Source organism: Streptomyces sp. NPDC007907 (assembly GCF_042959365.1).
In the GTDB taxonomy this organism is placed as follows: Bacteria; Actinomycetota; Actinomycetes; order Streptomycetales; family Streptomycetaceae; genus Streptomyces; species Streptomyces indiaensis.
In genome coordinates this window covers 383,177-397,231 of sequence record NZ_JBIBKR010000004.1, presented here as the reverse complement: position 1 = coordinate 397,231, position 14,055 = coordinate 383,177, and the positions used below count along the sequence as shown (strand labels likewise).

Genomic DNA, 14,055 nt, shown 5'->3' with positions numbered 1-14,055 from the left:
GGGCGTCCTTACGGGCGCCCGCCCTTCTCGTTGCTCCTCACCGGCACGGAAAGGTGCGCGAGGCGGGCAGCGCCTCGGTGATCCACGCCCGGTCGCGGGCGATCTCCTTCTCCTCCGTCGCCCACATGTCCGGCTGGGCCTGCCCGCCGGAGATCCCGACGAGCATGTGGTCACCGGCCCGCAGCGAGGGCTCGGCGCCGGGCTCCAGGGGGAAGGTGATCCGCGCCCGGCCCTTGTCGGGCTTGTAGTAGCGCGTCACGTCCAGGGTGATCCGGTTCTGGCCGGCGCCGGGAACGGGCTCGACCTCGGCGACGGTGCCCTCGACCACGAGCCGGGCACAGGCGAGGTACCCGGCGTGGCCGAGCTTGGCGTCGCCTTCGGTGTGCGGCCGGTCGGCGGAGCTGTCGGAGGCGGCCGACCCGCCCCGGTCGTCGGCGGCGCCCATGTCGCCGCTGTGCACGACGAGCCAGCCCATGCCGATCACCAGACTGGCCCCGACGGCCGCGACGAAGCCCTTCAGGGCCACGGCCAGGGGCTCGGGCCGCTTGCGGCGCGCGGACAGCGGCGTCACGGAGGCGGCACCGTCGGTCCGGGAGCCGGGGTCCTTGCGGGCTCCGGTCCCGGAGCCGGGCTCACTCCGGTGCCCGGTCCCGGAGCCGGGCTCACTCCGGGCGCCGGTCCCGGAGCCGGGCTCCTTCCGGGCGCCGGTCTCGGTACCCGGCTCCTCGCGAGGCTCGGCGAGTGCCTGCCCGATGAGGCCCAGCTGCTCGCGCAGCAGCGCCACGTCGGTGGCCGCCGACCGGTACTCGGCCATGAAGGCGTCGTCCGCCCGGGCCTCGCGCGGTGGCGCCTCCCCGGTGACGGCCGCCATGAGCGCGTCGGGCCCGTCGTACCCGGCCTTGTCGTGCGGGGCGCTCACGTCACACCACCTCGTCCTCGTGCAGGCGGGCGCGCAGGGCCCGTACCGCCGTGTGCAGCCGGCTCTTGACCGTGCCCTCCGGGATGCCGAGCTGCTCGGCGATGGACCGGACGGGCAGGTCGGCGTAGAAGCGCAGGACGACGACCTGCCGCTGGGCGTCGGGCAGCTCGTCCAGGCCCTGGGCGACGGCGACGGACAGCACGCTGCTGTCCTCCCCCGAGGGGTGTTCCGTCTGGCGCAGGGCGGCCAGCCGCTCCCCGAGGCGCTCCTGGCGGCGCTTGGCCCGGTGCCAGTCCATGGCGAGGTTGGAGGCGACGACCGCCGCCCACGCCGAGACGTCCCGCGGCGCCTCCCGGCCGCTCGCGGCCCGCTCCAGCAGCCGCAGGCGGACCTGCTGCACCCCGTCCGGCAGGTCCGCCTGCGGCACTCCCCCGAGTGCGAGCACCGCCCGCACCCGGCGCTCCTGTGCCGCGTCCAGCGGATCGGACAGCGGATCGGACTCGCTCCGGTGATCGCCCGCTCTCGGTGGCACGTCACCGGACCCCGTATGCGCCTCCCGGGCCCGCCGGGCCCTCCCGCGCAGCAGCACAAGCCACCCCCCTAGCCGTGTTTCTCCTACGACGCCGGCACGGCCCGGAACGTTCGGTGTTCTTTCGGTCGAGTTCCGTCGCGGGCCGCCCGGATCCGGCCACCGAGCGGCAGAGGCGTACATCACACTTCCGTGTGGCCGGGACCGGCATGGGCAGGCGAGCTTGCGGCGCACGACCCCTGCCGGACGAATTCCTCCAGCTCAGCGGGGTTGACACCGCAGGTCCGCAATCATGGAGCGGGACAGGCCGTCCCACTCTCCGGGCAGACCGGGGAAAGAAGTGGACAGGCGGGCCGTGGTCGGCCGCATGATGGAAAAGCCTCGGCCAAGCAACGAGTACGTGAAGAGACGCAGGAGAGGGAGTCACCGTGAGGGTCGGAATCGTCGGAGCCACCGGACAGGTGGGCACGGTCATGCGCAGGATCCTCACGGAGCGGAACTTCCCGGTCACCGAGCTGCGCCTGTTCGCCTCGGCCCGCTCCGCCGGGTCGCAGCTGGACGGCGTGACCGTGGAGGACGCGTCCACCGCCGACTACACCGGCCTGGACATCGTGCTGTTCTCCGCGGGCGGTGCCACGTCCAAGGCGCTGGCCGAAAAGGTCGCCTCGCAGGGCGCGGTCGTGATCGACAACTCCTCCGCGTGGCGCAAGCACCCGGAGGTGCCCCTGGTCGTCTCCGAGGTCAACCCGCACGCGATCAAGAACCGCCCCAAGGGCATCATCGCCAACCCGAACTGCACGACCATGGCCGCGATGCCGGTGCTGCGTCCGCTGCACGACGAGGCGGGCCTGGAGGCCCTGGTCGTCGCCACGTACCAGGCGGTCTCCGGTTCCGGCCTCGCGGGCGTCGCCGAGCTGCACGGCCAGACGCAGAAGGTCGTCGCCGACGCCGAGAAGCTCACCCACGACGGCGAAGCGGTCGACTTCCCGGAGCCGGGCGTCTACAAGCGCCCCATCGCCTTCAACGTGCTGCCCTTCGCGGGCAACCTCGTCGACGACGGTCTGAACGAGACCGATGAGGAGCAGAAGCTCCGCAACGAGTCCCGCAAGATCCTGGAGATCCCCGAGCTGAAGGTCTCCGGCACCTGTGTGCGCGTCCCGGTCTTCTCCGGCCACTCCCTCCAGGTCAACGCCCGCTTCGCCCGCCCGATCTCCCCGGAGCGCGCGGCGGAGCTGCTGAAGGACGCCCCGGGCGTCGAGCTCTCCGACATCCCGACCCCCCTCCAGGCCGCCGGCAAGGACCCGTCCTACGTCGGCCGCATCCGCCGCGACGAGACGGTGGACAACGGCCTGGCCCTGTTCGTCTCCAACGACAACCTCCGCAAGGGCGCGGCCCTGAACGCGGTGCAGATCGCGGAGCTGGTGGCGGCCGAGCTGAAGGGCTAGTCCCCGCCCTTCTCGGAGCCCCTGCGCACCTCGTAGAGGAAGCAGCCGTACTCGACGGCCCGGACGTGGACGAGCGCCACGGCCGGGTCGTCGAATGCTTCCGTGAGGGCGTGCGGGAAGGCGGCGGGGGTGCCTTCGACCAGCCGTCCGCCCAGGATGCGCCCGTCGGCCGAGTAGCGGCGGACCGTGCGGTGGCTGTGCGTGAAGGGCAGGGCGTCGGTGTCCGGCCCCCCGCAGTCCTCGGCGTGGATGAAGACGGGGCCCTGTTCGTCGTACGCCCCGGGTGCGGCGCCGGTCTGCGCCGCCCAGCGACGCAGGGGTGCGTACGAGACCAGGGCGATGCGCTCGCCCGGTGCGCTGTGGCGCAGGCAGCAGCGGAGCGGGGCGCCGCCCTCGCGGTCGGTGAACGGGGCCGTCGGACGGCCCGCGTCGTCCGCCGAGCGGAGTTCCTTCAGCGCGGGCGGGGCGATGGGGCGGGCGGTGTACGCGGTCGTCGTCATGCCCCTCAGGCTCACTCGCGCGGGGCCGGGGCACCGGCGGATTCCCGACGTCGCTCTCCTCCCGACGGTCGTCCTGCTGCCCGTCGAGGAACCGGACCTCGTGCCGGGCCCGGTGTTCCCCGGCCGGCCCCGGACGATCGCGGCCGGGCGGGCGGGCACGCTGGTGTGCCGGCCGGCGGCCGCGTACCGCCGGCGCGAGGACGTGACGTTCATGCCGGTGGAAGGCGTGCCGGAGTCGGTGCTCGGCCTGGTCCGGCGCCGGGACGGTGCGACCGCCGGGGTGCGTGAGTTCGCCCGGACCCTCGCCTCCCGAGGGGTATCCCTAGCAGGTGCCCAGGTCGTCGCCTGACGCCCGGCCTCCGTGGAAGGATGACGCAACCCACCCATAACGAGGAGATGACCGCGTGCCTGGCACAAACCTGACCCGCGAAGAGGCGCAGCAGCGGGCGCAGCTGCTCGCCGTTGACTCGTACGAGATCGAGCTCGATCTCTCCGGCGCGCAGGAGGGCGGCACCTACCGGTCCGTGACCACGGTGCGCTTCGACGTGACGGCCGGGAACGGCGCGGAGTCGTTCATCGACCTGGTGGCGCCGGCCGTGCACGAGGTGACCCTGAACGGTGACTCCCTCGACCCGGCCGAGGTCTTCGCGGACTCCCGGATCGCCCTGCCCGGTCTGCTCCAGGGACGCAACATCCTCCGGGTCGTCGCCGACTGCGCGTACACCAACACCGGCGAGGGCCTGCACCGGTTCGTCGACCCGGTCGACGACCAGGCCTACCTCTACACCCAGTTCGAGGTGCCGGACGCCCGCCGGGTGTTCGCGAGCTTCGAGCAGCCGGACCTGAAGGCGACCTTCCAGTTCACCGTGAAGGCGCCCGAGGGCTGGACGGTCATCTCCAACTCGCCCACCCCGGAGCCCCAGGACAACGTCTGGGTCTTCGAGCCGACGCCGCGCATCTCGACGTACATCACGGCGCTGATCGTCGGCCCGTACCACTCCGTGCACAGCGTGTACGAGAAGGACGGCCAGTCCGTCCCGCTCGGCATCTACTGCCGTCCCTCGCTCGCCGAGTACCTCGACTCGGACGCCATCTTCGAGGTGACCCGGCAGGGCTTCGAGTGGTTCCAGGAGAAGTTCGACTACGCGTACCCGTTCGAGAAGTACGACCAGCTGTTCGTGCCGGAGTTCAACGCGGGCGCGATGGAGAACGCGGGCGCGGTGACCATCCGCGACCAGTACGTGTTCCGCTCGAAGGTGACGGACGCGGCGTACGAGATGCGCGCGGAGACCATCCTGCACGAGCTGGCCCACATGTGGTTCGGCGACCTCGTGACCATGGAGTGGTGGAACGACCTGTGGCTGAACGAGTCGTTCGCCACGTACACCTCGATCGCCTGCCAGGCGCACGCGCCGGGGAGCCGGTGGCCGCACGCGTGGACCACCTTCGCCAACTCCATGAAGACCTGGGCGTACCGGCAGGACCAGCTGCCGTCGACCCATCCGATCATGGCGGAGATCCGTGACCTGGACGACGTCCTGGTCAACTTCGACGGCATCACGTACGCCAAGGGCGCCAGCGTCCTGAAGCAGCTCGTCGCCTACGTCGGCATGGACGAGTTCTTCCGAGGCGTGCAGGCGTACTTCAAGCGGCACGCCTTCGGCAACACGCGCCTGTCGGACCTGCTGGGCGCGCTGGAGGAGACCTCCGGCCGCGACCTGAAGACCTGGTCGGAGAAGTGGCTCCAGACGGCCGGCATCAACGTGCTGCGCCCGGAGCTCGAAACGGCCGCCGACGGTGTCGTCACGTCGTTCGGCATCCGCCAGGAGGCCCCGGCCCTGCCCGCCGGCGCGAAGGGCGAGCCGACGCTGCGCCCGCACCGCATCGCGGTAGGCCTGTACGACCTGGACGAGGCGAGCGGCAAGCTGGTGCGCCGGGAGCGGATCGAGCTGGACGTGGACGGCGAGCTGACGGCCGTACCGCAGCTGGTCGGACAGCAGCGCCCGGCCGTGATCCTGCTCAACGACGACGACCTGTCGTACGCGAAGGTCCGCCTGGACGAGCAGTCGCTGGCCTTCGTCACGGAGCACCTCGGCGACTTCGAGTCCTCGCTGCCGCGCGCCCTGTGCTGGGCGTCGGCCTGGGACATGACGCGGGACGCCGAGCTCGCGGCCCGCGACTACCTGTCGCTGGTGCTGTCCGGCATCGGCAAGGAGTCCGACATCGGTGTCGTGCAGTCGCTGCAGCGCCAGGTGAAGCTGGCGATCGACCTGTACGCCGACCCGGCGGCCCGCGAGGCGCTGCTGGCCCGCTGGACCGACGCGACGCTGGCGCACCTGCGGGCGGCGGCCCCCGGCAGCGACCATCAGCTGGCGTGGGCGCGCGCGTTCGCGGCGACGGCCCGCACACCGGAGCAGCTGGACCTGCTGGACGCGCTGCTGGACGGCTCGCAGACCATCGAGGGTCTGGTCGTCGACACGGAGCTGCGCTGGGCGTTCGTGCAGCGGCTCGCGGCGGTCGGCCGGTTCGACGAGGCGGAGATCGCGGGCGAGTACGAGCGGGACCGGACGGCGGCCGGTGAGCGGCACGCCGCCACGGCCCGGGCGGCCCGTCCGACACCGGAGGCCAAGGCCGATGCGTGGGCGTCGGTCGTCGACTCCGACAAGCTGCCGAACGCCGTGCAGGAGGCGGTCATCGGCGGTTTCGTCCAGACCGACCAGCGGGAGGTGCTCGCCCCCTACGCGGACCGGTACTTCGAGGTGGTGAAGGACATCTGGCAGTCCCGCTCCCACGAGATGGCCCAGCAGATCGTTGTCGGCCTCTACCCGACGGTCCAGGTCTCGCAGGAGACCCTGGACAAGACGGACGCGTGGCTGGACTCCGCCGAGCCGAGCGCGGCCCTGCGCCGCCTGGTGTCGGAGTCCCGCGCGGGCGTCGAGCGCGCCCTGCGGGCCCAGCGGGCGGACGCGGCGGCCGGGGAGTAGTCCCGGCGGATTCCCGTACTACGGAAGGGGCGCCCGGTGGGTACCGGGCGCCCCTTCCGCCTGTTCCGGCCGCGGCGGACGGAGCTCCCCCCTACCGTCGCAGCCCTCCGTCCGGCACGCGCGCCGGTTCGGTACGGCCACCCTGCGCGGCGCGGTCCGGCACGCCCACCGGTTCGGCGAGAGCCTGCGCGGCGCGGTCCCGCACGCCCACGCCCACCGGTTCGGCGAGGACCTTCGCGGCGCGGTCCGGGGTGCGTGGCGGCCTGGTGACGAACTGCCCCGCCACCGTCGCCCCGAACGCCAGGCCCATCCCGAGGAGTTGCACCGGCGTCAGCGCCTGCCCGAGCGCCGCCCAGCCGACGACGGCCGCGGTCAGCGGGGAGAGCGGGCCGAGGAAGGTGACCTGGGTGGCGGTCATCCGGCCGATGCCGCGGAACCACAGCCAGTACGCGAGGGCCGTGTTCGCGAGGGCGAGGTAGAGGTAGCCGCCGACCCCCCGGCAGTCCAGCGCCGGCGGGGCGCCCTCGACCAGGAAGGCGAGCGGCGCGATGAGCAGGCCGCCCGCGGTCAGCTGCCAGCCGGTCAGCGCCAGCGGCCCGACGCCCTCGGGGCGGCCCCAGCGCTGGGTGAGCACGGTGCCGGTGGACATCGACGCCGTGGCGGCGACGGCCGCCAGCAGGCCGAGCGCGTCCAGCGCCCCGGCCGCCCGCAGGACGACGAGGCTGACCCCGAACGCGGCCACGGCCCCGGCCGCCAGTGTCCGCGCCGACGGCCGCTGTCCGAGCAGCAGCGCCGAGAGTCCGGCCACGAACAGCGGACCGGCCGAGCCGACGACCGCCGCGAGGCCGCCGGGCAGCCGGTAGGCGGAGAGGAACAGCAGCGGGAAGAAGGCACCGATGTTCAGCGCGCCGAGCAGCGCCGCCTTCGCCCACCAGGCGCCGCGCGGCAGCACCCGGGCGACGGCGAGCAGCAGCAGGCCGGCGGGCAGGGCGCGCACGAGGGCGGTGAACAGGGGGCGGTCGGGCGGGAGAAACTCGGTGGTGACCGCGTAGGTCGTGCCCCAGGAGACGGGCGCGAGGGCGGTGAGGGTGATGAGGGCCGGGCGGGAGAGGGCCATGGGAGACACCCTTCTGAGTAGGTCAGCAGAAAGTAGCTTACCGCTAAGCAACTTTCCGTCAAGCTACTTTCTTGCGGGTGACCGAGGTGCGGCCGATACTCGTGCCATGAGCGAACGCCCGGAGCAGCGCAAGGACCCCGTCGACGCGATCATCGGCCAGTGGGCGACGGTCCGGCCCGACCTGGACACCGCCGCCATGGAGGTCTTCGGCCGGATCAACCGGCTCTCCCACGCGATCGGCGAGCGGGTGGGGCGGGTGTACGCGGCGTTCGGCGTCTCCCGCGGGGAGTTCGACGTCCTGGCGACCCTGCGCCGCTCCGGCGAGCCCTACACACTTTCCCCCCGGCAGCTGTCCGCGACGTTGATGCTGACCACCGGCGGCATGACGGGGCGGCTGGACAAGCTGGAACGGGCCGGGCTGCTGCGCCGCTCCCCCGACCCGCACGACCGGCGCGGGCTGCAGGTCACGCTCACCGACGAGGGCCTCGCACTGGTCGACGAGGCGGTCGGGGCGGGGCTGGCGGTCCAGACGGAGGCACTGTCCGTCCTGGGCGCGCCGCGGGCCGGGCAGCTCGCCGATCTGCTGCGCGATCTGCTTCAGGGCACGGAGAGGCCCTGACACAGGCCCCCGCCGCGGCGCGGGCGCGTATCAGGCCTGACACACCCGGGCGCGGCAGGCCCGACACGACGAGGGCGCCGCCGCGGTGTTCGCGGCGGCGCCCTCGTGGAGAACGCGGATCAGGCCTTGACTTCGCTCTTCGCCTCGGCCTTGGTGGCGATGTTCGAGCTGGTCGGGTCCTTCTTCTTGTGCGTCTTGTCGCCGACCATCACCAGTCCGGCGATGACCAGGTAGAGCACGATCGGGGCAAAGACGAAGAGGCCCAGCGTCTCGATGACGTTCAGGCCCGAGCCGGGGTCGTCACCGTCGTCGCGCGCGAGCGCGGAGGCGGGCGACGACAGGAGCAGCATCATCAGCGTCGTACCGGCTGCCAGGGCGCCGGCGCGCAGGGCGTTCTTCTTGTCCACGGTGTCAAAATATCCAACGCCGACCGGGGCCGCGCGCCCGGGGTGCCGTAAGAGCCCCCGGGCTCACGACCCGCCCTCCCTGAGCACCTCCATCAGCGCGTGCAGACGCGGCGAGGCCGCCAGGTCCTCCAGCGTCACCGGCCGCCCCTGCGCGTCCGCGATGGGCAGGCGCCAGTTCGGGTACTGGTCCCAGGTCCCGGGGAGGTTCTGCGGGCGGCGGTCGCCGACGCCGTCGGGGAGCCAGACGCCGATCATGCGGGCCGGGGTGTGCAACAGGAAGCGGTGGACGGCCTGGATCTCCGCCTCCTCCGAGGAGGTGTCGCCGCCGCCGCTCGTGCCGCGCAGCAGGCCGAGCCGGGAGAGCAGGGACAGCCACTCCCCCGTGTCGGCGGCGGCCTCGGCGCGCTCCTCCGCCAGGGGGCGGGTCAGCAGCCCCAGGCTGTCGCGGAGTTCGACGTGCTCTCCGGTCAGGCGGGCCGCCGTGGAGGGAAGGTCGTGGGTGGTGGCGGTGGCCAGACAGTCGGAGCGCCAGCTCTCGGGGGACAGCGGACGGCCGTCGCCCTCCCAGTCGCGCTCGAACCACAGCACGGACGTGCCGAGCACACCGCGCTCGCGCAGCGCCTCGCGGACGCCGGGCTCGACGGTGCCGAGGTCCTCCCCGATCACCAGCGCCCCGGCCCGGGACGCCTCCAGGACGAGCACGGCGAGCATGGCCTCGGCGTCGTAGCGGACGTAGGTGCCCTCGGTGGGCGGATGGCCCTGCGGGACCCACCAGAGGCGGAACAGGCCCATGACGTGGTCGATGCGCAGGGCTCCGGCGTAGCGGAACAGAGCGCGCAGCAGCTCGCGGAAGGGTGCGTAGCCGGACGCGGCCAGGCGGTCGGGCCGCCAGGGCGGCAGGCCCCAGTCCTGGCCGCGGGCGTTGAAGGCGTCCGGCGGGGCGCCCACCGACATGCCCGCGGCGAAGTACTCCTGCTGCGCCCAGGCGTCGGCACCGCCGGGGTGCACGCCGACCGCGAGGTCGTGGACGATCCCCACCGGCATCCCGGCCTCACGCCCAGCGCGCTGCGCGGCCGTCAGCTGGGTGTCGGTGAGCCAGGCGAGCCGGGACCAGAAGTCGACCCGGTCCATGAGGCCGTTGCGCGCCTGGGCGGTCTCGGCGGACCGCGGGTCGCGCAGGCCGGCCGGCCAGCGGTGCCAGTCCGAGCCGTGCACCTCGGCGAGCGCGCACCAGGTGGCGTGGTCCTCCAGGGCCTGGCCCTGCCCGGCGAGGAAGTCACAGTAGGCGGCGCGCCGGCCGGGACCGAGGGGGACCTCGCCGAGCAGCTCCAGTGCCTCCCGCTTGAGCTCCCACACGGCGTCCCGGTCGATCAACGCGCCCTGCCGCAGCACCGCTTCGCGCAGCCGGGCGGACCGGTCCAGCAGGTCGCGCAGGCGTCCGGGGTCCTCGACGTAGGCGGCCTCGGGGACGTCCTCGACGCGCAGGTGCACGGGGTCGGGGAAGCGGCGCGAGGAGGGGCGGTAGGGGGAGGGGTCGGTGGGGGTTCCGGGCACGGCCGCGTGCAGCGGGTTGACCTGGATGAATCCGGCGCCCAGCGAGCGTCCGGCCCAGCCGGCCAGTTCGGCGAGGTCGGCGAGGTCGCCCATGCCCCAGGAGCGGCGGGACAGCAGGGAGTAGAGCTGGACGAGGAGTCCGTAGGAGCGGCCGGGCGGGGCGGGCAGGCGGGGCGGGGCGGCGATCAGGTGGGCGGTGGCGGTGCGGCCGTCGGGGGCGGTGGCGGTCAGCCGGTGCACGCCGGGCGGCAGGCCGTCCGCGTCGGTGCGGCTCTCGCCCTGCTCGGTGTCGATCCGCAGCCGGGTTCCCGCGGGGAGCGCGGTCAGAGCGGCCGGGGGGCCGCCGCCCCAGCCGACGACGGTCGGCGGCAGCAGCCGTTCGCCCAGTTCCCTCTCGCGGGACGCGAGCGCGGCGCGGACGGCGCCGGGCGTGCTCGCGTCCACGCCGAGGGCGGCCAGGGTCAGGGTGACCGCGGTGGCCGAGGCCGCGACCGAGCGGTCCGGGGACGGACTGTAGGAGGTGGCGACGCCGTGCAGGGCGGCGAGGCGGGACAGGTCCTCGGAGGGCGGGTCGGCCGGCCGGGGTGCGGTCATCTACATCCTCGTGAAGTCCGGGACGAAGGCCGGGGGCTCGCTGGTCAGGGGGGCGGCTTCGGCGAGCGGCGGCTCACTGGTGAGGGGCTCGGCGTCGGGCAGCGGGGGCTCGCTGGTCAGCGGCAGTTCGGTGTGGGTGCTCTCGGAGCTGAAGACGCAGTAGCGCGGGTCGGCGTGGTGGTGGGCGTCGAGGTCGGCGGACGGGTCCGCCACGGGTTTGGACGGGGCCGGGAGCGGAAGGAAAGTCATCGCAGCCACGGGGGCCTCCTTGTCGGGTGGGACTTCAACGGGTCATCGCAGCCCTACCCAGTCGACGCGAAGGCAGACGCCCTGGATCCCACATCGTGCTTCTGCTCACATTCCACTGCCCTCCACACAGTCAAGATTCCGGCATTTCAGTCACAAAGGCCACTCTCGTTGACACCCTCACCGGACGAGTGGTGGGCTCGTTCCCCCGGTCGAACGCATCTGGAGGGGGCCTGTGGGACTGCGGCGTGGGAAGCGGACCGTGGCCCTCGCGGTCGCCGTCGTCGCCGGGAGCCTCGTCGCCCCGCCCGCCGCCCTGGCGGCTCCCTCTCCCCCGGGCCCGGCCGCGACACCGGCCCCCGACACCACCGGAGCGGACCTCTCCGTCTGGCCGCGCCCGCAGTCGCTGCGCGCGAACGGCGCCCCGGTCGCGGTGCCGGACGAGGTCGCCCTCGTCACCGACGCGCAGGCGGACCCCCGTGCAGTGGAAACCCTGCGCGAGCTGCTGCGGCGGGCCGGGGCCCGCCGGATCACGGACACCGCCGGACCGGAGACCGCCGGTCCGGGCGCCCTGGCCGTGCACGCGCGTACGGAGCCTGTACGCCCGGGCGACCGCCACGCCCTGCCCTCCGGCGGGTACGAGCTGACCGTCGGCCGGGGCGGCGTCCTCCTCACCGGCACCGGCGAGGACGGCCTCTTCCATGCCGTCCAGACCCTGCGGCAGCTCCTGCGCCCCGACGGGACGATCACGTCGGCCGTGGTCCGCGACTGGCCCGGCAGCGCCGTGCGCGGCATCACCGAGGGCTTCTACGGCACCGCGTGGACGCACGGGCAGCGGCTGGCGCAGCTCGACTTCATGGGGCGCACCAAGCAGAACCGCTACCTGTACGCCCCGGGGGACGACCTCTACCGGCAGGCCCGCTGGCGGGAGCCCTACCCGGCCGGGCAGCGGGCCCGGTTCCGGGAGCTGGCCGAGCGGGCGCGCCGCAACCACGTCACGCTCGGCTGGGCGGTGGCCCCGGGCCAGGCCATGTGCTTCGCCTCGGACGCCGACGTGCGGGCGCTGACCCGCAAGCTGGACGCGATGTGGGCGCTGGGTTTCCGGGCGTTCCAGCTCCAGTTCCAGGACGTCAGCTACAGCGAGTGGCACTGCGGGGCGGACGCCGACCGGTTCGGCTCCGGCCCCGAGGCGGCGGCTCGGGCGCAGGCCCGGGTGGCGAACGCGGTGGCCCGGCACCTCACGCAGCGCCACCCCGGCGCCGCCGGCCTGTCCCTGATGCCGACCGAGTACTACGAGGACGGCACGACCGACTACCGGCGCGCACTGGCGAGCGAGCTGGCCGCGCGCGTCGAGGTGGCGTGGACCGGCGTCGGGGTGGTGCCCCGCACCATCACGGGCGGCGAACTGGCCGGGGCGCGCAGGGCGTTCGGGCACCCGCTGGTCACCATGGACAACTACCCGGTCAACGACTACGCCCCCGGCCGTGTCTTCCTCGGCCCGTACCGCGGCCGTGAGCCGGCCGTCGCGACCGGCTCGGCCGGCCTGCTCGCCAACGCGATGCAGCAGCCCGAGGCCTCCCGCATCCCGCTGTTCACCAGCGCCGACTACGCCTGGAACCCGCGCGCCTACCGCCACGGGGAGTCCTGGCGCGCGGCGATCGCCGACCTCGCGGGCGGGGACACGCGGCGGGAGCAGGCCCTGGCCGCCCTCGCCGGCAACGACGCCTCGTCGGTCCTGGACGACGGGGAGTCGGCGTATCTGCGCCCGCTGACCGAGGCGTACTGGGAGTCCCGCGCGGCGGGCGGCACGGGCACCGGCGACGCCGCCGCGCGGCGGCTGCGTGAGGCCTTCACCGTGCTGCGCGAGCTGCCCCGGCGGCTGTCGGGGACCGGCCTCGGTGCCGAAGTGGCCCCCTGGTCCGAGCAGCTCGCCCACTACGGCGAGGCGGGCACGGCCGCGCTCGGCATGCTGGAGGCGCAGCGCGCCGGGGACGCGGCGGCGGCCTGGAACGCGTACCGCAGGCTGGGCACGCTGCGGGCGCGGCTAGGGTCGGCGCCGGTCGAGGTCGGCACGGGCGTGCTGGACCCGTTCCTGCAGCGGGCGCAGAAGTCGTACGCGGCCTGGTCGGGCATCCACCACGAGCCGCCCCGCAACCCCGGTGACGGCCGCACCCTGCGCCTGGAGCGGGCGCGGGCGCTGACCGCCGTGACGGCCCTGACCGAGCCGGGCACGGAGGGAGCGGTCGAGGTGCACGTGCCGGGGCGGGGCTGGCATGAGGCGGGCCGGCTGGACGCGTCCGGTGCGACCGAGGTGCGGATCGCGGCACGGGCCGACGCCCTGCGGGTCACCGGCCCCGCCCCGTCGCGCGTCCACCACCTCATCCCCTGGTTCACCGGATCCCCCGCCACCTCCCTGGGCCTGCCCCGCGACCGGGCGGACGTCGAAACCGGGCGGACCGAGCGGCTGACCGCCCGGCTCGGGTCGCTGCGCCCCGCCGACGTGCGCGGCAGGCTGACCGCCGAGGCGCCCGACGGCGTCCGGGTCCGGGTGCCGGAGGGCGAGCTGACCGTGCGGCGCGGCACGACGGTGGAGGTCCCCGTCGAGGTGACCGTGGAACGCGGCGCCCCGATGCGGTCGTACGAGGTCCGGCTGGCGTTCGCGGGTACGGACCGCACGCTCACCGTCCGGGCCGTCCCGCCCACCGGCGGCCCCGACCTGGCCCGCGGCGGCACCGCCCGTTCCTCGGGCGACGAGACGCCCGACTTCCCCGCGTCGGCGGCGAACGACGGCGACCCGGAGACCCGCTGGTCGTCCCCGGTCGACGACGGCGCCTGGTGGCAGGTCGAACTGGCCCGTCCGGCGCGGCTCGGCCGGGTCGCGCTGCACTGGCAGGACGCGCACCCCTCGGCGTACCGCGTCCAGGTCTCCCCGGACGGCCGCCGCTGGCGCACCGCCGCCACCGTGCGGGACGGCAAGGGCGGCCGGGAGAGCGTCCCGATGGACGAGCGGGACGTGCGCTTCGTGCGGGTGCAGGGCGATGAGCGGGCGACGCGGTACGGCTATTCGCTGTGGTCGGCGGAGGCGTACGCGGTCTCCGAGTGAACCTCGGCAGGTCGGGTCGCGAAGTTCCTCGCCGCCCA

Annotated in this window: 12 protein-coding genes; 5 read left to right on the top strand and 7 right to left on the bottom strand. The window is 74.2% G+C overall.

Translation table 11 applies throughout. The annotated features are described in order from the left end of the window. Positions 1–37: 37 nt before the first annotated feature. Entirely contained in the window at positions 38–919 is an 882-nt protein-coding gene (locus ACFZDI_RS18150; protein WP_391251632.1) for a hypothetical protein, read from the bottom strand. Position 920: 1 nt separating this feature from the next. Continuing rightward, positions 921–1,451, bottom strand: coding sequence for a sigma-70 family RNA polymerase sigma factor (locus ACFZDI_RS18145; RefSeq protein WP_391251630.1), 531 nt, complete (start codon positions 1,449–1,451; stop codon positions 921–923). 425 nt (positions 1,452–1,876) lie between these two features. Between ACFZDI_RS18145 and ACFZDI_RS18140 the strand changes: the two genes are divergently transcribed. Next, positions 1,877–2,893, top strand: a complete 1,017-nt coding sequence (locus ACFZDI_RS18140) for an aspartate-semialdehyde dehydrogenase (protein WP_234847973.1) — start codon at positions 1,877–1,879, stop codon at positions 2,891–2,893. On the opposite strand, the gene ACFZDI_RS18135 is transcribed toward ACFZDI_RS18140, so the two are convergent. Continuing rightward, a complete protein-coding gene (locus ACFZDI_RS18135; RefSeq protein ID WP_391251627.1) occupies positions 2,890–3,393 on the bottom strand; it encodes a DUF1203 domain-containing protein in 504 nt (167 codons plus the stop codon). The two genes, ACFZDI_RS18140 and ACFZDI_RS18135, sit on opposite strands and share 4 nt — an antisense overlap. Here ACFZDI_RS18135 and ACFZDI_RS18130 point away from each other — a divergent pair. Continuing rightward, positions 3,392–3,742, top strand: coding sequence for a hypothetical protein (locus tag ACFZDI_RS18130; RefSeq protein WP_391251625.1), 351 nt, complete (start codon positions 3,392–3,394; stop codon positions 3,740–3,742). The two genes, ACFZDI_RS18135 and ACFZDI_RS18130, sit on opposite strands and share 2 nt — an antisense overlap. Positions 3,743–3,797: 55 nt before the next feature. Continuing rightward, a complete protein-coding gene (gene pepN / locus ACFZDI_RS18125) occupies positions 3,798–6,377 on the top strand; it encodes an aminopeptidase N (protein WP_391251623.1) in 2,580 nt (859 codons plus the stop codon). A gap of 91 nt (positions 6,378–6,468) precedes the next feature. On the opposite strand, the gene ACFZDI_RS18120 is transcribed toward pepN, so the two are convergent. Next, positions 6,469–7,494 carry an EamA family transporter gene (locus ACFZDI_RS18120; protein ID WP_391251621.1) on the bottom strand — a complete coding sequence of 342 codons (1,026 nt, stop codon included), beginning with the start codon at positions 7,492–7,494 and terminating at the stop codon, positions 6,469–6,471. 106 nt (positions 7,495–7,600) lie between these two features. Here ACFZDI_RS18120 and ACFZDI_RS18115 point away from each other — a divergent pair, with 106 nt between their 5' ends. Beyond that, on the top strand, positions 7,601–8,113 hold the full coding sequence (locus ACFZDI_RS18115) for a MarR family winged helix-turn-helix transcriptional regulator (RefSeq protein ID WP_234847978.1): 513 nt from the start codon (positions 7,601–7,603) through the stop codon (positions 8,111–8,113). 119 nt (positions 8,114–8,232) lie between these two features. Here the strand turns inward: ACFZDI_RS18115 and ACFZDI_RS18110 are convergent, their stop codons facing one another. From ACFZDI_RS18110 to ACFZDI_RS18100, 3 genes are all read right to left on the bottom strand, one after another. Continuing rightward, positions 8,233–8,520, bottom strand: a complete 288-nt coding sequence (locus tag ACFZDI_RS18110) for a hypothetical protein (protein ID WP_234847979.1) — start codon at positions 8,518–8,520, stop codon at positions 8,233–8,235. Between the two features lie 63 nt (positions 8,521–8,583). Continuing rightward, complete coding sequence (gene malQ, locus ACFZDI_RS18105; RefSeq protein WP_391251618.1) at positions 8,584–10,668, bottom strand: 4-alpha-glucanotransferase; 2,085 nt, start codon at positions 10,666–10,668, stop codon at positions 8,584–8,586. Then, positions 10,669–10,926: a hypothetical protein gene (locus tag ACFZDI_RS18100; protein WP_391251616.1), complete on the bottom strand. Its 258-nt coding sequence runs from the start codon at positions 10,924–10,926 to the stop codon at positions 10,669–10,671. It abuts the gene before it with no gap. Positions 10,927–11,149: 223 nt separating this feature from the next. Here ACFZDI_RS18100 and ACFZDI_RS18095 point away from each other — a divergent pair, with 223 nt between their 5' ends. Then, positions 11,150–14,017 (top strand): beta-N-acetylglucosaminidase domain-containing protein, encoded by a 2,868-nt coding sequence (locus tag ACFZDI_RS18095; protein ID WP_391251614.1) that lies wholly within the window; start codon positions 11,150–11,152, stop codon positions 14,015–14,017. Positions 14,018–14,055 lie beyond the last annotated feature (38 nt).